The organism is Micromonospora sp. NPDC050417 (assembly GCF_044458865.1).
Classification (GTDB): domain Bacteria; phylum Actinomycetota; class Actinomycetes; order Mycobacteriales; family Micromonosporaceae; genus Micromonospora_G.
Genome location: NZ_JBITIH010000001.1, coordinates 541942 through 556993 on the forward strand (window position 1 = coordinate 541942; position 15052 = coordinate 556993).

A 15052-nucleotide genomic window follows, 5' to 3' on the forward strand; every position below is an offset into this window, starting at 1 on the left:
GGCTCGACTCCACGCCCCCGGGCGGTGCGGCTCTCAGACGTCGGTGACCCGGACTCCGGCGTGGGACCGGTACCGCTTGTTGATGGCGATCAGGTTCGCGGTGAACGCCTCGATCTGGTGCGCGTTGCGCAGCCGGCCGGCGTAGATGCCACGCATGCCGGGGATCCGGGCGGCGAGCGCCGCGACGATGCCGACCAGTTCCCGTTCCTCGGTGCAGATCAGCACGTCGAGGTCGATCCGGTCGATCTCCGGGTCGGCGAGCAGCGGTGCGCTGACGTGGTTGAACGCGGCGCAGACCCGGGACTCCGGCAGCAGGGCGGCGGCCTGCTGCACCGCACTTCCCTCCTCGACCGGCAGCGCGTACGGGCCCTGCTTGTCGAAGCCGAGCGGGTTGACGCAGTCGACGACGACCTTGCCCGCGAGCGGTTCGCGCAGCGCGGCGACGGTGGCGGCGTGCCCGTCCCACGGCACCGCGATGATGACCACGTCGGCATCGGCGCAGACGCTGGCGTTGTCGTTCCCGGTGACGTCCGCGTCGGCGGGGAGCCCGGGCAGGGCGGCGATCTCCTTTGCCGACTGCGCGGCGCGCTCCGCCGAACGGGAACCGATCAGCACCCGCTGTCCGGCGCGGGCGAACCGGTAGGCCAGCCCTCGCCCCTGGTCGCCGGTGCCGCCGATGATGCCGACGGTGAGCCCGGAAACGTCGGGTAGTTCGCTCGCGTCGTATGCCATGAGGTCCATCCTGCCAAACGGGTGACGCGGGCGACCGGCATGGTCAGACGCCGCCGACCGGCATGGTCGGACGCGGGCGGTTGGCACGGTCAGTCGCGGGCGAAGAGCACCTTGCGGGCGACCGGATCGGCGGTGACCAGGCGGACCCGTACCCGCTCGCCGAGCGGCAGCTCGCCCTCGCAGCGGGCCCGTACCGGTGGCTCGTCGAGCGCGACCGTGCCGCCGGGTCGACGAGCCGACCGACCGGGGCCGGTGGCGCCCTGCGCGGCCGGTGCGGGTGGGCGGTCGACGTCGAGGACGGCCACCTCGAAGCTCTCCCCCACCCGGTCGCGCAACAGCACCGCCTCGGTCAACTCCACCGCGGCACGGGTGGCGGCCGAGGCGGTCCGGTCGGTGCTGGACATCACGGCCGGCAGTCGCGGCAGCGCGGCACGCGCCCACTGTGGCACCTCCGTACCGGCGTGCAGGGCCAGGCAGACCTCGGTGGCGTACCGGTCGGCGAGTCGGCGCAACGGCGCGGTGACGTGCGCGTACGCGGCGGCGACGCCACCGTGCCGGGGGTCGGCGGGCGGTTCGCCGTCGAAGGCGGTGTAACCGGAGCCACGGAGCAGTTCGGCGGCGTGGTCGAGGAAGGCGGCGGCCCGGGGTTGGGCCGGGTCGATGGTGGCGAGCACCTGCCCGACGCTGGCGCCGTCCGGCCACTCGATGCCGAGTCCGGTCGCGGCGACCCGCAGGCCCTGCACCGCCTCCGGCTTCGGGGTCGGCATCGTACGCAGCAGTCCGACCCGGCCGGCGAGCATCAGGTCGGCGGCGGCCATCCCGGTGAGCAGGGAGATCTGGGCGTTGTAGTCCTCCATCGGCGACGGTGCCCGCAGTACCAGTCGCCAGCCGCCGTCGTCGGGCTCGACGTCCTGTTCCGGCAGCGGGAGGTTGATCGCCCCGCGGTCCAGTCCCCGGTCGATGAGGAGCTTGCCGAGTTCGGGGAGGAGGGCGATCGGTTCGGCCAACCGGCCGGCGTCCGCGTCGGCCTGTACGCCGACATAGTCGAGCTTGGCGCGGCTGCGCACCCGCGCCCGTTCCAGGTCGACGGAGACGGTCGCACCGTCGGCGTCGAGGTCGATGGTCCAGAGCACGGCGGCCCGTTCGACGTCGGGCAGCAGGCTCGCCGCGCCTTCGCTGAGCGTCGTCGGGTGCAGGGGGATGTTGCCGTCGGGGAGGTAGATGGTCTGTCCCCGGCGCCAGGTCTCCGCCGCGAGCGCGCCGTCGGGGCGGACGTGGGCGGCGACGTCGGCGATGGCGTAGCGGACCCGGTAGCCGCCGCCGGGTCGCCGGCTCAGGCACATCGCCTGGTCGAGGTCGCGGGAGCTGGCCGGGTCGATGGTGACGAACGGGATGTCGGTCCGGTCGGCGGCCGGTCCCGGTGGGGTGGCCGCCGACTCGTCGGCCTCGCGTTGCGCCGCGACCGGAAACTGTGTCGGCAGTTCCAGTTCGCGGCGCAACGCGCTGAAGTCGATGCGGGGCGCCACTACGCGTCGGATCACCACGGGTCATTCCTACCAGCGTGGTGCCAGTACGTGCCGGGGCGCCCGGCATCGTCGGTCAGCCGGCCGCCTTACGGACCGTCGCCCGGGTCGACTTCTTGGCCGGTGCCTGCCGCGCGGCCACCTTCTTTGCGGGGGCCTTGCGGGCGGTGATCTTCTTGGCCGGCGTACGCGTGGTGGTGGTTCCCGCCTTCTTGGCGGTCGCCTTCTTGGTCGCGCCGACGGTGGTCTTCCGGGCTCCGGTGGCCGCGCGCGAGGTGGTCGACTTCGCGGTGGTGGCCTTCTTGGCCGGGGCCTTCTTCGCGGTGGCGCGGGTGCCCGGGGCGGTCGACCGGGTGGCGGTCGCCTTCTTGGCCGGGGCCTTCTTCGCCGTGGTCTTCGCTCCCACGGTCTTCTTCACCGCGGACCGCGCCGTCGTGGACTTGGCCGGCGTGGACTTGGCCGCCGTCGAGCGCTTGGCGGGCGCCTTCTTCGCGGCGGTCTTCTTCACCGCACTGGCGGCACGGGTCGCCGCCGTGGTCGCCTTCTTCCGGGCGGTGGCTGCCTTCGACGCCACGGTCTTCTTCGCCGCCGTCGTCTTGGCCGCGGCCTTCTTCGCCGGGGCCTTCTTCGCCGCCGTCTTCTTGGCGGTCGCCGGCCGGGTTGCGGTCGCCCGGGTCGTCGACGGGCGGGCCGCGGTCGTCCGGGTAGGCGTGCTCTTCGCCGCGGCCGTGGTCTTACGCGCGGCCGTGGTCTTCTTCGCGCCGGTGGTGCTTCGTGCCGCCGTGGTCTTCTTGACGCCGGTGCGTTTGGCAGCCGGGCGGCTGGTGGCCTTTACTGCTTCGGCCATCTGGGTCCTCCTTGCGGGACATGCTCTCGGGGGTCTCCAGGTGGAGACCGCGGAGTACTTCGACGACGCGGGCTCTGCGCCGCGCCGCTACCTCTCCTCCCCGGCCCAACGGGCATCCTCGGCGTCCCACTCCTCGTTGCGTTGCCGGACCTTCTCCAGCGCGTGCTCCGCGTCGTGAGCCGAGGCGTACGGACCGAGGACGTAGCGCGCCGGGCAAATGTCGGCGTCCGTCTCGACCCGGTGGTGTCGTAGGCACCAGTAGTACCGTTCACCACTTCCGCTGTCGCTCATGTGATAACTGTGCACCGCAAAGTAACTGGAGCGCTACCTTTTCACACAAAAAGTCGGAGTCTTCTCCACAATAGACCCGATCCGTTTCCCCAGGTGAGGAATCCGCAGAGGCGACTCATTTCCGGAAAATGGTTGTCAGGAAAGGGAATCGCACGACATCGGAGGGTGGACACGGTGCACAGGCCGGGCGACCCGGGCCGGAAAAAAAATATCTGGTACGTGTGCGTCCGCCGCCGTGTCGCCGCCCCTGTCCGGCCGCCCCACCCCGCCACGGCGCCCCCGACCGCCCCGCCCGACGGGTAGCGGGTGGCGATTGCGGCCGGCAGTGAGCAGCGGCATAGGCGATCGGCTGGTCGGCTGATGGTCCGCGCCGGCACCCGGTCAGATCATCGGACCATGTCTCGCTACGAGTACGCGGAAATTGTCGCCCAGTGCGCGCTTCACGGTCCTGCGGTGGTGCGGGAGTGGGTCGACTCGGCCGGTCAGACGCACCCTCTCGGTGGAGTCCATCCGGTCTCCCTGCTCACCGCCTGGTCGACCGAGGGATGGGATCTCGTCACCTGCGCCACCTACGGGAACCTGCGCATCTACACGGTGCGGCGCCCGGTCGGCTAGCCGGAGCGGGTTTGACCCGCGACGCGGCGGGCATCACCGGGCGTTGGCGCCGTGAGGGGGACCAGTGTCCGACGCGATGGAACAGGTGGCCGGATGAGGCTTCCGGTCGGCCGGGGACCGGCCTCGGCGATGCTCGTCGAGGCGCTCTCCGGCGTACCGGGGCGGCTGTCCTTCGACGCCGTCGAGGGGTGGCGCACCGACGAATCCGTGGACGTCGCGGCGATCGGGGACGAGGACCTGCAACTGTTCCTCTTCGTCTGTTACGAGCTGCACTACCGGGGCTGGGACGGGGTCGACGAACGGTGGGAGTGGGAACCGTCGCTGCTCGCCGTACGCGCCGTCGCGGAACACCGGTTCGAATCGGCGCTGCGCCGCGTGGTCGGACCGGTGCCGGCGGTGGAGGCGGATGACGTACCCAGCACTCTCGGCACGCTGGTCGCCGACGACGACGGGCCGTCGATCGCGGCCGAACTGCACCGTCGAGGTGACCTGGAGCGGTTTCGCGAGTTCGTCGCCCAACGCTCGGTCTACCACCTGAAGGAGGCCGATCCGCACAGTTGGGGCATCCCCCGGCTCGACGGTCCGGCCAAGGCCGCGCTGGTCGAGATCCAGATGGACGAGTACGGACGCGGCCAGTTGCCCCGAATGCACGCCGAACTCTTCCGCGACACGATGCGCTGGCTCGGACTCGACACCGGCTACCACGCGTACGTCGACTCGGTCCCGGCGGTCACCCTGGCGGCGAACAACCTCATCTCCCTGTTCGGCCTGCACCGCCGTTGGCGGGGTGCGTTGCTCGGGCATCTCGCCGCCTTCGAGATGACCTCCTCGTTGCCGAACCGCCGTTACGGCGACGCGCTGCGGAGGCTCGGCGGCCCACCGGAGGCGACCCGTTTCTACGACGAGCACGTGGTGGCCGACGCCGTCCACGAGCAGATCGCCGCGTACGACCTCTGCGGCTCGTTCGCGGCGGCGGAACCGGCCCGGGCGGCGGACGTGCTCTTCGGCGCCGCGTGCTGCCTGACCCTCGATCGGCTGGTGGCGGAGCACGTGTTGACGAGTTGGGCGCAGCAGCGTTCCTCGTTGCGACTGCCGATCGCGCTGGGGCATTGACCGCCGCCGGCCCGAGCGGGCGGCTGCCGCTGGAGTACGTCCTGCCGCTGCGGTGGTCGGACGACGACGGCTGCGCGGAGTTGACCGACTACCTGCGCTGGTTGTCGGGGCGGGTGTCGGTGACCGTGGTCGACGGCTCGCCACCGGAGTTGTTCGCGCGGCACGCGCGGTGCTGGCCGCACCTGGTTCGCCACCTCGCCCCGGACCCGGCGCTGCGTTATCTGAACGGCAAGGTCAACGGTGTGCTGACCGGTGTCCGGTTGGCCCGTCACGAACGGGTCGTCGTCGCGGACGACGACGTGCGCTATGACGAGCGGGCGCTGGGTGCGGTGCATCGACTGCTGGCGTACGCCGACCTCGTCCGGCCGCAGAACTACTTCGACCCGATGCCCTGGCACGCCTGCTGGGACACCGGCCGCACACTGCTGAACCGGGCCGTCGGTGACGACTATCCGGGCAGCTTCGGGTTGCGTCGTTCGACCGTGCTGGCGATGGGCGGCTACGACGGGGACGTGCTGTTCGAGAACCTGGAACTGCTGCGGACCGTACGCGGATTCGGCGGGGTGGAGGCGGCGCCGCCGGACCTCTACGTACGCCGCCTGCCGCCGACCGCGCGGCGGTTCTGGTCCCAACGGGTGCGTCAGGCCTACGACGACCTGGCGGTGCCGCCCCGGATGGTGCTCTTCCTCGGGGTGCTGCCGGCGGTGGCGGTGTTGGCGATGGTCGACCGGCGGGCGTTGCTCGGTGCGGCGGCCGGGGTGGTGGCGCTGGCGCGGTGGGGTCGTCGACGCGCGGGCGGCGCGGCGGTTTTTCCGGCCCGTGCCTGCCTGTTCGCTCCGGTCTGGGTGCTGGAGCGGGCGGTGTGCAGTTGGGCGGCGTTGGGTCTGCGGTTCGGTCGCGGCGGCATCCGTTACGCCGGGCACCGGATCCGGGTCGCCGCGCACAGCCAACGGCGCCTGACGGGTGTTCCTCGCCGGATGGCACCCCGAACGTCGGTGCTGGGTGCCGCCGTGTCCTCGTCACCCTCTCGGCGGGGTGGGCCCACGATGCCGAGAGGGTGACGAGGCTGCGGTCACGCGACGGGCAGGAACCGGTTGACCTCGGTGGCGAACTCGTGCGGGTACTCGCGTCGGGGTAGATGATCAGCTCGGCGTTCGGCAGGTGCCCGGCCTCGGCCTGCGCGACGAAGCCGCCGAGCGAGAAGCTGAACAGGTCGATGCTGGTATCTGAATCTCACAGGGAACAAGCGTGGCTAACCCTCGTCGGCACCGGAGTCGGGATGAGGCGAAGCCGGACCGGGGCCACCGGGATCAGGGCCCGGATCGGGTGTTGCACCAGCGACGAAACCAGCCATCTTGTGCGTACCGTCGCAGAAAGGTTTGAGTGACGACTTTCCACACCGGCAGAGCGCGACCGTGTCGCGTCCGGGGTCGATCGGCCCGCCCAGCGCCGTACGCAGGGCGTAGTCACCGCGGATCAGCAGCGGACCGTTCTCGTAGACGGTGACACTTGCGGCTGGCGGCGTCGGTCTCGGCATACGTACTCCTGCCCGACGCCGAGCCGGTGAAACCTACTGTCGTTGGGCGATGAGGGCGTCTCGGACGACGTCGAGAATCTCGTCCGACAGTGCCGTCCCGCCGGTCGCCCGGGCGAGGGTGAGCGCCCCGACCATCGACGCCAGGTCAGCGATCGCGGCGCGCCGTACCTCCGCCTCGGCGTCCTGGTACCCGGTCAACTGGTCGAGCGCGGCCTCCAGCCCGGCCGCGTACGCAGTCCTCAGCGGGCCGTCATGAGGCGCGCGGGCGGCGTCGCTGGCGAGCGCCACCATGGCGCACCCGGTGCCCGGGGCGTCGCGGTGCTCGGCGCAGAGGTACTGATTGAGCAGCTCGGCGCGGGCTTCCGTCTTGCCGGGAATCTCCTCGGCAACCTGGACGAGCATGCCCAGGATCTCGTTGTACGCCGTCTCGGTAGCGATGCCTACCAGCTCTTCCTTCGAACTGAAGTGCTTGTAGAACCCGCCGTGGGTCAGCCCTGCGGCTGCCATGAGCTCCTGCACACTCACCCCGGCGGCGCCACGCTCCCGCAACAGTCTCGCCGTGGCGGCCACCACCTCTTCGCGATGTCTCGCCGCGTCGGCACGTGACGACCTGCCCATCGACGTTCCTTTCCTCGACGCCCACGGCACGCAGCCGCCTGGATTAGATTAGCTCGCTCATGAAAAGGGTGCGCCCGTCGCCGCCCGCGCAACCTCCTCGCCCAGGGCCAGCCGGACGCGGTCAAGACAACCTGGCCCTGGTTTCACGAGTTGGCCCTGGTTTCACAAGCTGGCCCGGGTTTCACGAGACGATGGGCGGGTAGCCCCCGGCCCGGACCGCCCGAGCGGCGACGGTGCCCGGAAGGGAGCCAGGTGGACGGCAGGAGGCAGCTCGCGGTCGTGGGCACGGCGGTCGGCCGGGCAGGCGCCCGTGGCGCAATCGCCGCAATGGCGATGTCAGGCATCAGGCAGGCCACCACCTCACTTGGCCTGGTCGAACGGACACCGCCGGAACAACTGCTCAAACACACCGCACCCGCACTCTTCTACCGAGTCCCCGCGAACCGGCGACCCGCGCTGGTGGAGTTCATCCACTGGGGCGTGGGCGCTGTCGGCGGGGCCGCCTTCGGTCTGCTGCCCCGCACCATCCGCCGCCGCGCCTGGGCCGGCCCGGCGTACGGCTTCGTCTTCTGGGCCGCCTTCGAGGCGACCGTCGCGCCGAAGCTCGGCATCAGCCGGAAACGACACGGGCTCGGCGAACAACTCGCCCTCCTGGTCGACCACACCCTGTACGGCGTCGTGGTCGGCTCCTCCCCCTGGCCGCACGCCGACTGACCGCCGCGTCGGCATCACGGACGGCGCGTCTCTCAACAACACTGACCAGCGTGTTTCCGCGTCGGCGCGACTGGGAAGGAGGCTCCGCGTCGGCGAGAGGAGCCGGAGATGAAACGCTGGCTACGGGCGCACGCACTGTCGGTGGCGATGTTCGGCGCCTTCCTGATCTTCCTGGTCCTACAGAGCGTCTTCGGATGGCAGACCCACAACGACGAGTTGACCCAGTACGGGCTCGCCCCCGAGGGCTACCTCTCCTACCTCGGTACGGGCCACTTCGCCGAGGCCGTCTTCGAGAACTGGGAGTCGGAGTTCCTCCAGATGGGCGGGTACGTGCTGCTCACCGCGTACCTGGTGCAACGCGGCTCGTCGGAGTCCAAGCCCGAACAGGACGCCGACCGCCCGGACGACCACGCCGACCACGCCAAGCCGAACTCCCCCTGGCCGGTCCACGTCCGCGGGGTGGCACTGGTGGTCTACCGCAACAGCCTCTCGCTCGCGCTGCTGCTCCTGTTCGCCGGTTCGTTCGTCGGGCACCTGCTCGGCGGCACCGCGGCGTACAACGAGCAGCAGGCGTTACAGAGCGGTGCCGCGCCGGTCGGCGTATGGCAGTTCGTGCAGACCAGTGACTTCTGGTTCCAGTCGATGCAGAACTGGCAGAGCGAGTTCCTCGCCGTGGGCGTGCTGGTCGTACTGAGCATCTTCCTGCGCCAGCACGGGTCACCCGAGTCCAAACCGGTGACCGCGCCGAACGCCATGACCGGCGGCTGAACCGGCCCGGCCCCGGTCCGGCATGTGGGTTGTCAGTGCCGGCGTACGTCCTCCGCTGTCTGCTGGGCCTGTCCGCGCAGGTCCTCGCCGGTGGACCGGGCCTGGTCACGCAACGCGCCCGCGTTCCCGGTGGCCTTCGACCGTACCGCCCCGACCGCTTCGTTCGCCGGCCCGCGCAGGTTCTCCTGGGCCTGCCGTGCCATTCCGGTCGCCTGCTGCTTCAGCTCGTCGGAATGCGCCGACGCCTGATCGCGGAGTCGGCCCGCGAGCCGCTGCTCTCGCTGGCTCGCGGGCAGCAACGACGAGGCGAGGACGCCCAGGCCGAAGGCGACGAGACCGACGGCGAGCGGATGTCCCTGAGCCTGATGCTGGGCTTCGTGCCCCATGCCGCGCATCCGGTCGCCCGCGGCCGAGGTGGCGGCCGACATCCGGTCCTGCGCGTTCGACAGTCGCGCCTGCCCGACGTCCCGGGCGTGCATCGACGCGTCCCGGGCGTGCATCGAGGCGTCGCGGGCGTGCGAGGCGGATCCCATGACGTTCTCCTTGAGCTTCTGGAAGGTGCCCCGGGCCCGGTCGGCCTGCATCCGGGCGGCGCGGCGCGGATTTATCCGGTCGGAGAGGGCGTCCAGGTTGCGGCCCAGATCGTCCTGCGTCTCCTCGATGCTGGCGCGGATCTGCGCCGGGTCCATGCTGCTCATTGCTCTCCCCCCGATCGGTGGTCCGTCCGTCCCTTGACCGCGTCCGGTATCCGCTTCACGGTGCCGGATGTCTGTGGCAGGGCGCCCAGGCCGCGCATCCGCTGCCGCGCCATCGTGACCAGGATCGCCGCGATGAATCCCCAGACCGCCGCGACGATCAGCGCCGACCAGCCCTGGTCGATGACGTTCGACAGCCCCCACCACATGGCGTACGAGAGGAAGAGCAGCACCATGAAGCCGCCGAGCGCGGCCCCACCGAACATGCCGGCGACCTTGACCGCACTGCGTACCTCGGCCCGTACCTCGGCGCGGGCAAGTTCGATCTCCTGACGGACCAGGGTGGTGGTGTCCCGGGTGATCGCGCCGAGCAGCTCACCGATCGATGCCTGTCCCGGGTCACGCTCCCGTTCCCGGGTCGCACCCGGTCCGGCGGTCGCGGCGCTCATGGCCGGGTCCCGCCGGGACGTGGGTCGGCGGCCGGTCCTCCGCCCGGGTCGGCCTCCTCGTCGACGCTTCCTCTGCGGGCGTCGGTGTACGACGCCCCCGGCGCGCTCGAACCGGTCGGTCGGAACTCGGGCATCGCACCGGGCCTGACGTTCCGACGATGGCCGTCACCCTGGTGGTGTCCGTCACCGCTGTCCGGCGAGCCCGCACCGCCGGACCTGCCACCGCTGTCCCGCGCGCCGCTCATGCCGCGACCGAGACGGCCGGCGAGCACCCCGGCGACCGCCGCGCCGGCAAGGAAGATGCCCGGGTTACGGCGCGCGTAGTCGCGGATGTCGTTCAGCACCGCGCCCGGTTCCCGCTGGTCGAGCCAGTGTGCGGCCTGGTGGACGCGGCCGGCGGCATGGCGTACGAGGTCGGTGGCGACACCCGGTTGGTCGGTTCGCTCGGACATGGTGTGAAGCTGGTCCCCGAGCGCCCGCAGGCCGTCGGCCGCCCGTTGCTGCTGGGCCTCGGCCTGCTCCCGGAGTTGGGACGTTGCCTGTCCCATCAACTGCCGGGCCTGCTCGCTCGCCTCGTGGGCCACGTCCCGCCCCTGGTCGGCGGCGCTGTGTGCGAGCGCGCCACCGGCCTGGGATACCTTCTGTCCGGTCTGCGCGGCGCCCTGCTTCGCCGCCTGCGTCTTCGTTGCCCTGCCGTCGCCGGCACTCACGTCCTGCGTCATCAAGGCCCCCCATGGTGCCGCGATCCGACTCGACGGGATCGTCGAGATGGTTCGTGGCTACCCGCTGTCGGGTTCCTCAGTCACGGATCCGGAAGAGGAGTTCCCGCATCAAGGCCAGTTCACCAGGGGTGAGACCGCTCGGATCCCGGTCGAGGGCGGCGAGCAGGGCGATCGCCGGGCTGGCCCGGGGCCGGTCGTCCGGCCCGGCCTGCGGTGTCTGCGACGTTGTCGCCAGCACGGAACCGAGGATCGCGTCGCGGACCCGTACGGAGAGCCGAGTGTCCCGCCCCTGTCCCGGCTGCGTGATCAGACTGAGTGTCACGCCGACGTTCGCGGCCAGGATCTGGGCGGCGGCCTCGGCCGGCGGCACCCGCAGCAGTCCTCGTCGCGCGGCCTCGTCCAGGAGCCTGACCAGCATGTCGGTGGCGGGACCGGTGATCGCACAGGGTCGGCCCGGCTCGACGTTGCCGTAGAGCAGGGCGTAGAAATTCGGGTGTTCGAGGCCGAACGCGACGTGCCGGTCCCAACCGTCGCGGAGGTCACGCAGCGGGTCGTCGGAGAGTTCGGGCGAGCCGGCGGACGAGACGTACTGGGTGAAGCCGTGGTGGATCACGGCGTCGATCAGCCCCTGCTTGCTGCCGAAATGGTGGTAGAGCGTGGGGGCGGTCACCCCGGCGAGGTCGCAGATGGCCCGGGTGGAGAAGGAGCGGTCGCCTCCGTCGAGCAACTGCGCGGCGGCGAGCAGCAGCCGGTCCCGGGCCGGTGCGGGATCGTCGACCGGCGACGTCACGTCAGGTTGCATGGCGCTACATTATCCCGCTTAGCGGTCCCGTCAGGGTTCGCAGCCGCTCTCCCGGCCGGGTTGCCGATCGGCGCGCCGAGATTTGGCCGACCGAACCGAGGGTATTCGGGTCAGCGGCGCCACAGCGACGCACATCGGCCGGCCAGGGGGTAACACCGAATGTTCGTCTTCTTCTCGAACCGGCTCGGCTGCTTGGGCTCGATTCTGGTGTCGCTGGCGCTGACCGCGCTGCTCATCCTGGTGGTCTCGCTGATCTTCTGAGCCGGACGGTGCCTGACCTCACCCGTAGGTGCGTTTCAGGCCGTGGGTCAGTGGACCCGTCCGTCGGAGACTGCTCATGACTGCCGCTTCCCGCCCCCTGCCCTGCGGGTACGGGACCAGCGCCACAGCCCGTACCCGGTGGCCACCAGGCCGACGAACGCCACGACAGCGGTGATCCTCAGCCGAGCTGCCAGGGCCTGCCGGGCCTGCGCGATCTCGACTGCCTGCTTCTGCAGCATCTCCGGCGTCGGATCCTGGTACGGGAACGACGCCCCCAGCTCGTCATTGAGCGGCCCGCACGGCAGGACACACGCGGCCAGGAGAAACACGACTCCCAGGATCAGGGCGACACGGGCACGAAACATCGCGCCAGTCTTCCATCGTGGAGCAATCTGGACTCGGTGCTGGTCGGCACGTAGCGTCGTCCTCCATGACCAGCACGAACGAGCAAGTTCTTCGGGAACCACCGCTGGCGGGTGACGAGACCGCCACCCTCCTGGGCTCCCTGGAACGCCAGCGCGCGACCCTGGGCTGGAAGTGCGGCGGACTGGACGCGGCCGGTATGCGGGTGACGGTCGGCGCGTCGTCGATAACCCTGGGCGGTCTGCTCAAGCACCTGGCCGCCGTCGAGGCGATCACGTTCTCGTGGAAGCTGCTCGGCGCCGATCCGGGTGCTCCGTGGAACACGGTGGACTGGGACAACGACCCGAACTGGCCGTGGCATTCAGCCGCCGAAGACTCCCCCGAACAGCTCTTCGCGCTCTGGCGGGACGCCGTGACCCGCGCCCGCGCGATGGTGCGGCAGGCACTGGCCGACGGTGGCCTGGACCATCCGGGCACGATCACCACCCCTGACGGCGAATCGCCCAGCCTGCGGCGTCTCTTGATCGACATGATCGAGGAGTACGCCCGACACGTCGGCCACGCCGACCTCATCCGCGAGTCGGTGGACGGGCTCACCGGTGAGGACCCGCCGGCCTGACAAGGCTTTCGCCGGTGTGGTGGGCCAATTGACATCGGTGCTCGTCGGCGATCGGAAAGTCGCCTGCCGACCCCGTCAAGTGTCAGTGTCTTGTCCATAATGACGAGGATGGACATCATTCCCGGAGTTGGCGTCGAGGCCGTGAAAATCGGTGACCCACGCCGTGACGTTGAGCGAGGGCTCGGGCCTCCAGCCCACGCCGGCAACCATCGTCGGGCCGTCTACGACTCGGTGGACCCGATGCTCGTCGTCACCTACGACGAGGACGACATCGTCGAACTTGTCGAGATCGGATACGGCATCGATGACCAGGTCTACTTCGACGGGGTGCAACTGACCTACCGGTTCATGGACGAGGTGGTGGCCGACCTGGCGACCAAAGGCCAGTTCGGCAGCCCGTCCGACATCGGGTTCGATCTGCGAGCCGGTTTCGCCATCTTCTCGATGGCATCGTTGTCGGCCCGGGACCTGGATCCGGACGCGCCCGAGGACGACCCGCGCCGCGTTGTCGAGGGCGTATCTGTCGCGCCCTACTCGTACTTCACCGACGATCAGCCGCCGTTGGACGGGACTGACGAGGAACTCGACGCCTGGCTGCGAAAGCGAGGAATGCTGCCGGCGGAGTCGTGACCGCCGAGTGGTCGGTGCCCCCTGGGGCGGCTGCCCGCCGGTGCTTCGGTTGGCTGCCGGCTGGGTTCGCTTCCGGCGGGCTGCCGGCTGGGTTCGCTTCCGGCGGGCTGCTGCCCAGCCGAACGGCCGGTCACTTCTCGGGCGGCCGGGTGGTGAAGAGGTCCCCCGGCTGACAGTCGAGTGCGTCACAGAGAGCCGTCAGGGTGCTGAAACGGATCGCCCGCGCGTGGCCGTTCTTGAGCACCGATAGGTTCGCCAGGGTCACCCCCACCCGCGCGGCGAGATCCGTGAGAGTCACACCGCGCTCGGCCAGCAGCCGGTCGAGGTGCACCTCGACCCGCTGCTCCTCGGCGGGCGGCATCAGACCAGACCCGCGAGGTCGGCGCGCATGGCACAACCCCGCTTCACGACCTCGGAGAGGGCCAGCAGGCACAGCCCGCCGAACAACCACCCGAACGGGATCTCCATGGTCGCACCCATAGCTCCGGTGATGACCGTGGCGGATAGCTCCATCTTCGCGATGACTTCGATCCCGAAGGCGAGCACACTGCCGATGGTCACCACCCAACCGAGCATCCGCAGGCGCCCCACGTTCGCATCGGAGAACGGATCCTCGCGACGTGCCGTCCGTACGATGACCAGCAGCATCGCCAGCGCGAACAGCGCGACAAGGTACCACGGCAGGTGCTGCGCGGCGTACCACGCAAGCTGCCCGCCGGACGGGTGCTCGACGACAACAGCCACGTCAGCGGTCCGGTCGAGGTCGACTCCCGGGCGTAGCGAACCGGCGGTCGCGGCGAGCCCTTCGGCTCCCCTGGAGACCTCGACCGAGATGGGTCGGCCGGTCACGATGGCCCAGAGGTTGACGATTACGGTTGCCGCGCCCGCGATCAGCGCCAGGACCAGGATGGTCTGAAGTTCGGCGAGGTAGCTGCGGCTCCGCAGAAGGTTGCGTAGACGTCCCACGACTGCCCCCTTATCGATAATCGATATATTGATAATCGATAAGGAGGGCGCCGATGTCAAGCCCGGGTACAGCCGACCCACGGGGCGGCCGGTCGACAAGGTACGGGAAGCTCCAGCCCAGACCTACGAGCCCTGTGGGTTGCCGTGGGACGCGAGCCGGGCGAGCGTTTCGAGCTGGAGCAGTGCCATCGCCTGAGTGACGGACGGTACGTCGCCAACGGGGATGGACGCGTACAGCAGCGTGGAAAGCTCGGGACGGTCCGGCTCGGCCGGTTCGTCCAGCTCTCTGTTCCACCGAATGACGAACACGCCTCGACCGGACCGGCTCAGGTAGTAGTCGCCACCGTGGTATTCGCTGTCGCGTAGCTCGAACTCAACGTCGAGCGCCTGGCCGACCTTGCCCATCAGGGTTGCGATGTCGTCATGACTTCCGAAGGTCACGGAGGCAACGGAGTTTTCAGGCATGGAAGGCAGGCTACGACGCTCGGACCCCTGGGTACCACACCTTAGGCTTGCCACCAATCAGGCAGACGCGGCGGGCCGCACTCTGCCTCACCACATCAGGTACGACTACTCCTGCGACCCGGTGGGTAGCTACCCAACAGCCTCGCCGGGGTGTCTCCTTGACCAGCATCGCCCAACGATGACCAAAGAGAATAGACAGGTCACAGCCTTAATCATGAGGGTGATCTGGTGGGCGACACACGGGTCGACCTGTACGCCGGATATCGTTGCCGACATAGTGCTTGACCTGCCCATATGCTCAGCTCTCCCGCCCGGCGTCGCT

The 15052-nt window shown here is 70.0% G+C and carries 21 protein-coding genes; 7 read left to right on the plus strand and 14 right to left on the minus strand.

Annotated features, from left to right (window positions below; all coding sequences use genetic code 11):
* Window positions 1-33 precede the first annotated feature (33 nt).
* The 4 genes from npdG to ACIBF5_RS02275 all read right to left on the minus strand — a co-directional run bounded on the left by npdG (window position 34) and on the right by ACIBF5_RS02275 (window position 3393).
* Window positions 34-732: an NADPH-dependent F420 reductase gene (npdG, locus tag ACIBF5_RS02260; RefSeq protein ID WP_396807203.1), complete on the minus strand. Its 699-nt coding sequence runs from the start codon at window positions 730-732 to the stop codon at window positions 34-36.
* An 89-nt stretch (window positions 733-821) separates the two neighbouring features.
* Window positions 822-2276 (minus strand): RNB domain-containing ribonuclease, encoded by a 1455-nt coding sequence (locus ACIBF5_RS02265; RefSeq protein WP_396807205.1) that lies wholly within the window; start codon window positions 2274-2276, stop codon window positions 822-824.
* Window positions 2277-2331: 55 nt separating this feature from the next.
* Window positions 2332-3102 (minus strand): histone, encoded by a 771-nt coding sequence (locus ACIBF5_RS02270; protein ID WP_396807207.1) that lies wholly within the window; start codon window positions 3100-3102, stop codon window positions 2332-2334.
* A gap of 87 nt (window positions 3103-3189) precedes the next feature.
* A complete protein-coding gene (locus tag ACIBF5_RS02275) occupies window positions 3190-3393 on the minus strand; it encodes a hypothetical protein (RefSeq protein WP_121156090.1) in 204 nt (67 codons plus the stop codon).
* Window positions 3394-3789: 396 nt separating this feature from the next.
* Between ACIBF5_RS02275 and ACIBF5_RS02280 the strand changes: the two genes are divergently transcribed.
* The 3 genes from ACIBF5_RS02280 to ACIBF5_RS02290 all read left to right on the plus strand — a co-directional run bounded on the left by ACIBF5_RS02280 (window position 3790) and on the right by ACIBF5_RS02290 (window position 6182).
* Window positions 3790-4008 carry a hypothetical protein gene (locus ACIBF5_RS02280; protein ID WP_396807209.1) on the plus strand — a complete coding sequence of 73 codons (219 nt, stop codon included), beginning with the start codon at window positions 3790-3792 and terminating at the stop codon, window positions 4006-4008.
* Between the two features lie 93 nt (window positions 4009-4101).
* On the plus strand, window positions 4102-5121 hold the full coding sequence (locus ACIBF5_RS02285; RefSeq protein ID WP_396807211.1) for an iron-containing redox enzyme family protein: 1020 nt from the start codon (window positions 4102-4104) through the stop codon (window positions 5119-5121).
* Window positions 5118-6182, plus strand: coding sequence for a glycosyltransferase (locus tag ACIBF5_RS02290; RefSeq protein WP_396807213.1), 1065 nt, complete (start codon window positions 5118-5120; stop codon window positions 6180-6182). Before ACIBF5_RS02285 ends, ACIBF5_RS02290 begins: the two co-directional genes overlap by 4 nt.
* 191 nt (window positions 6183-6373) lie before the next feature.
* On the opposite strand, the gene ACIBF5_RS02295 is transcribed toward ACIBF5_RS02290, so the two are convergent.
* Both ACIBF5_RS02295 and ACIBF5_RS02300 read right to left on the minus strand, forming a co-directional pair.
* Window positions 6374-6658 carry a CDGSH iron-sulfur domain-containing protein gene (locus tag ACIBF5_RS02295; protein WP_396807214.1) on the minus strand — a complete coding sequence of 95 codons (285 nt, stop codon included), beginning with the start codon at window positions 6656-6658 and terminating at the stop codon, window positions 6374-6376.
* A gap of 33 nt (window positions 6659-6691) precedes the next feature.
* A complete protein-coding gene (locus tag ACIBF5_RS02300) occupies window positions 6692-7276 on the minus strand; it encodes a TetR/AcrR family transcriptional regulator (protein WP_396807216.1) in 585 nt (194 codons plus the stop codon).
* A gap of 252 nt (window positions 7277-7528) precedes the next feature.
* Between ACIBF5_RS02300 and ACIBF5_RS02305 the strand changes: the two genes are divergently transcribed.
* Window positions 7529-7990, plus strand: a complete 462-nt coding sequence (locus ACIBF5_RS02305) for a DUF6789 family protein (protein WP_396807218.1) — start codon at window positions 7529-7531, stop codon at window positions 7988-7990.
* Between the two features lie 108 nt (window positions 7991-8098).
* Window positions 8099-8758, plus strand: coding sequence for a DUF6766 family protein (locus tag ACIBF5_RS02310; protein ID WP_396807220.1), 660 nt, complete (start codon window positions 8099-8101; stop codon window positions 8756-8758).
* A gap of 32 nt (window positions 8759-8790) precedes the next feature.
* Here ACIBF5_RS02310 and ACIBF5_RS02315 read toward each other — a convergent pair whose 3' ends face one another.
* The 5 genes from ACIBF5_RS02315 to ACIBF5_RS02335 all read right to left on the minus strand — a co-directional run bounded on the left by ACIBF5_RS02315 (window position 8791) and on the right by ACIBF5_RS02335 (window position 12052).
* Complete coding sequence (locus ACIBF5_RS02315) at window positions 8791-9456, minus strand: DUF3618 domain-containing protein (RefSeq protein ID WP_396807222.1); 666 nt, start codon at window positions 9454-9456, stop codon at window positions 8791-8793.
* Window positions 9453-9902 (minus strand): phage holin family protein, encoded by a 450-nt coding sequence (locus tag ACIBF5_RS02320; RefSeq protein WP_396807224.1) that lies wholly within the window; start codon window positions 9900-9902, stop codon window positions 9453-9455. The genes ACIBF5_RS02315 and ACIBF5_RS02320 overlap by 4 nt, the downstream gene beginning before the upstream one ends.
* The gene (locus ACIBF5_RS02325) at window positions 9899-10624 is read right to left on the minus strand and encodes a hypothetical protein (protein ID WP_396807226.1); all 726 of its coding nucleotides are present in this window, start codon (window positions 10622-10624) and stop codon (window positions 9899-9901) included. The genes ACIBF5_RS02320 and ACIBF5_RS02325 overlap by 4 nt, the downstream gene beginning before the upstream one ends.
* 76 nt (window positions 10625-10700) lie before the next feature.
* Window positions 10701-11426, minus strand: coding sequence for a TetR/AcrR family transcriptional regulator (locus ACIBF5_RS02330; RefSeq protein WP_396807228.1), 726 nt, complete (start codon window positions 11424-11426; stop codon window positions 10701-10703).
* 335 nt (window positions 11427-11761) lie between these two features.
* Complete coding sequence (locus ACIBF5_RS02335; protein WP_396807230.1) at window positions 11762-12052, minus strand: hypothetical protein; 291 nt, start codon at window positions 12050-12052, stop codon at window positions 11762-11764.
* A gap of 65 nt (window positions 12053-12117) precedes the next feature.
* On the opposite strand from ACIBF5_RS02335, the gene ACIBF5_RS02340 reads away from it, so the two are divergent.
* Window positions 12118-12669 (plus strand): DinB family protein, encoded by a 552-nt coding sequence (locus ACIBF5_RS02340; protein WP_396807232.1) that lies wholly within the window; start codon window positions 12118-12120, stop codon window positions 12667-12669.
* A gap of 108 nt (window positions 12670-12777) precedes the next feature.
* A complete protein-coding gene (locus ACIBF5_RS02345; RefSeq protein ID WP_396807233.1) occupies window positions 12778-13299 on the plus strand; it encodes a hypothetical protein in 522 nt (173 codons plus the stop codon).
* Between the two features lie 130 nt (window positions 13300-13429).
* Here the strand turns inward: ACIBF5_RS02345 and ACIBF5_RS02350 are convergent, their stop codons facing one another.
* The 3 genes from ACIBF5_RS02350 to ACIBF5_RS02360 all read right to left on the minus strand — a co-directional run bounded on the left by ACIBF5_RS02350 (window position 13430) and on the right by ACIBF5_RS02360 (window position 14730).
* The gene (locus ACIBF5_RS02350; protein ID WP_396807235.1) at window positions 13430-13660 is read right to left on the minus strand and encodes a helix-turn-helix domain-containing protein; all 231 of its coding nucleotides are present in this window, start codon (window positions 13658-13660) and stop codon (window positions 13430-13432) included.
* Window positions 13660-14265 (minus strand): DUF2975 domain-containing protein, encoded by a 606-nt coding sequence (locus tag ACIBF5_RS02355; protein WP_396807237.1) that lies wholly within the window; start codon window positions 14263-14265, stop codon window positions 13660-13662. The genes ACIBF5_RS02350 and ACIBF5_RS02355 overlap by 1 nt, the downstream gene beginning before the upstream one ends.
* 123 nt (window positions 14266-14388) lie before the next feature.
* Window positions 14389-14730: a hypothetical protein gene (locus tag ACIBF5_RS02360; RefSeq protein WP_396807238.1), complete on the minus strand. Its 342-nt coding sequence runs from the start codon at window positions 14728-14730 to the stop codon at window positions 14389-14391.
* Between the last annotated feature and the right edge of the window lie 322 nt (window positions 14731-15052).

What these genes read in the sequence shown, in the direction of transcription:
- ACIBF5_RS02330 (WP_396807228.1), bottom strand. Translation starts at nt 11,426, where the DNA reads ATGCAACCTGACGTGACGTCGCCGGTCGACGATCCCGCACCGGCCCGG.
- ACIBF5_RS02325 (WP_396807226.1), bottom strand. Translation starts at nt 10,624, where the DNA reads ATGACGCAGGACGTGAGTGCCGGCGACGGCAGGGCAACGAAGACGCAG.
- ACIBF5_RS02285 (WP_396807211.1), top strand. Translation starts at nt 4,102, where the DNA reads ATGAGGCTTCCGGTCGGCCGGGGACCGGCCTCGGCGATGCTCGTCGAG.
- ACIBF5_RS02310 (WP_396807220.1), top strand. Translation starts at nt 8,099, where the DNA reads ATGAAACGCTGGCTACGGGCGCACGCACTGTCGGTGGCGATGTTCGGC.
- ACIBF5_RS02345 (WP_396807233.1), top strand. Translation starts at nt 12,778, where the DNA reads ATGGACATCATTCCCGGAGTTGGCGTCGAGGCCGTGAAAATCGGTGAC.
- ACIBF5_RS02270 (WP_396807207.1), bottom strand. Translation starts at nt 3,102, where the DNA reads ATGGCCGAAGCAGTAAAGGCCACCAGCCGCCCGGCTGCCAAACGCACC.
- ACIBF5_RS02320 (WP_396807224.1), bottom strand. Translation starts at nt 9,902, where the DNA reads ATGAGCGCCGCGACCGCCGGACCGGGTGCGACCCGGGAACGGGAGCGT.
- ACIBF5_RS02280 (WP_396807209.1), top strand. Translation starts at nt 3,790, where the DNA reads ATGTCTCGCTACGAGTACGCGGAAATTGTCGCCCAGTGCGCGCTTCAC.
- npdG (WP_396807203.1), bottom strand. Translation starts at nt 732, where the DNA reads ATGGCATACGACGCGAGCGAACTACCCGACGTTTCCGGGCTCACCGTC.
- ACIBF5_RS02350 (WP_396807235.1), bottom strand. Translation starts at nt 13,660, where the DNA reads ATGCCGCCCGCCGAGGAGCAGCGGGTCGAGGTGCACCTCGACCGGCTG.
- ACIBF5_RS02340 (WP_396807232.1), top strand. Translation starts at nt 12,118, where the DNA reads ATGACCAGCACGAACGAGCAAGTTCTTCGGGAACCACCGCTGGCGGGT.
- ACIBF5_RS02295 (WP_396807214.1), bottom strand. Translation starts at nt 6,658, where the DNA reads ATGCCGAGACCGACGCCGCCAGCCGCAAGTGTCACCGTCTACGAGAAC.
- ACIBF5_RS02335 (WP_396807230.1), bottom strand. Translation starts at nt 12,052, where the DNA reads ATGTTTCGTGCCCGTGTCGCCCTGATCCTGGGAGTCGTGTTTCTCCTG.
- ACIBF5_RS02315 (WP_396807222.1), bottom strand. Translation starts at nt 9,456, where the DNA reads ATGAGCAGCATGGACCCGGCGCAGATCCGCGCCAGCATCGAGGAGACG.
- ACIBF5_RS02275 (WP_121156090.1), bottom strand. Translation starts at nt 3,393, where the DNA reads ATGAGCGACAGCGGAAGTGGTGAACGGTACTACTGGTGCCTACGACAC.
- ACIBF5_RS02360 (WP_396807238.1), bottom strand. Translation starts at nt 14,730, where the DNA reads ATGCCTGAAAACTCCGTTGCCTCCGTGACCTTCGGAAGTCATGACGAC.
- ACIBF5_RS02300 (WP_396807216.1), bottom strand. Translation starts at nt 7,276, where the DNA reads ATGGGCAGGTCGTCACGTGCCGACGCGGCGAGACATCGCGAAGAGGTG.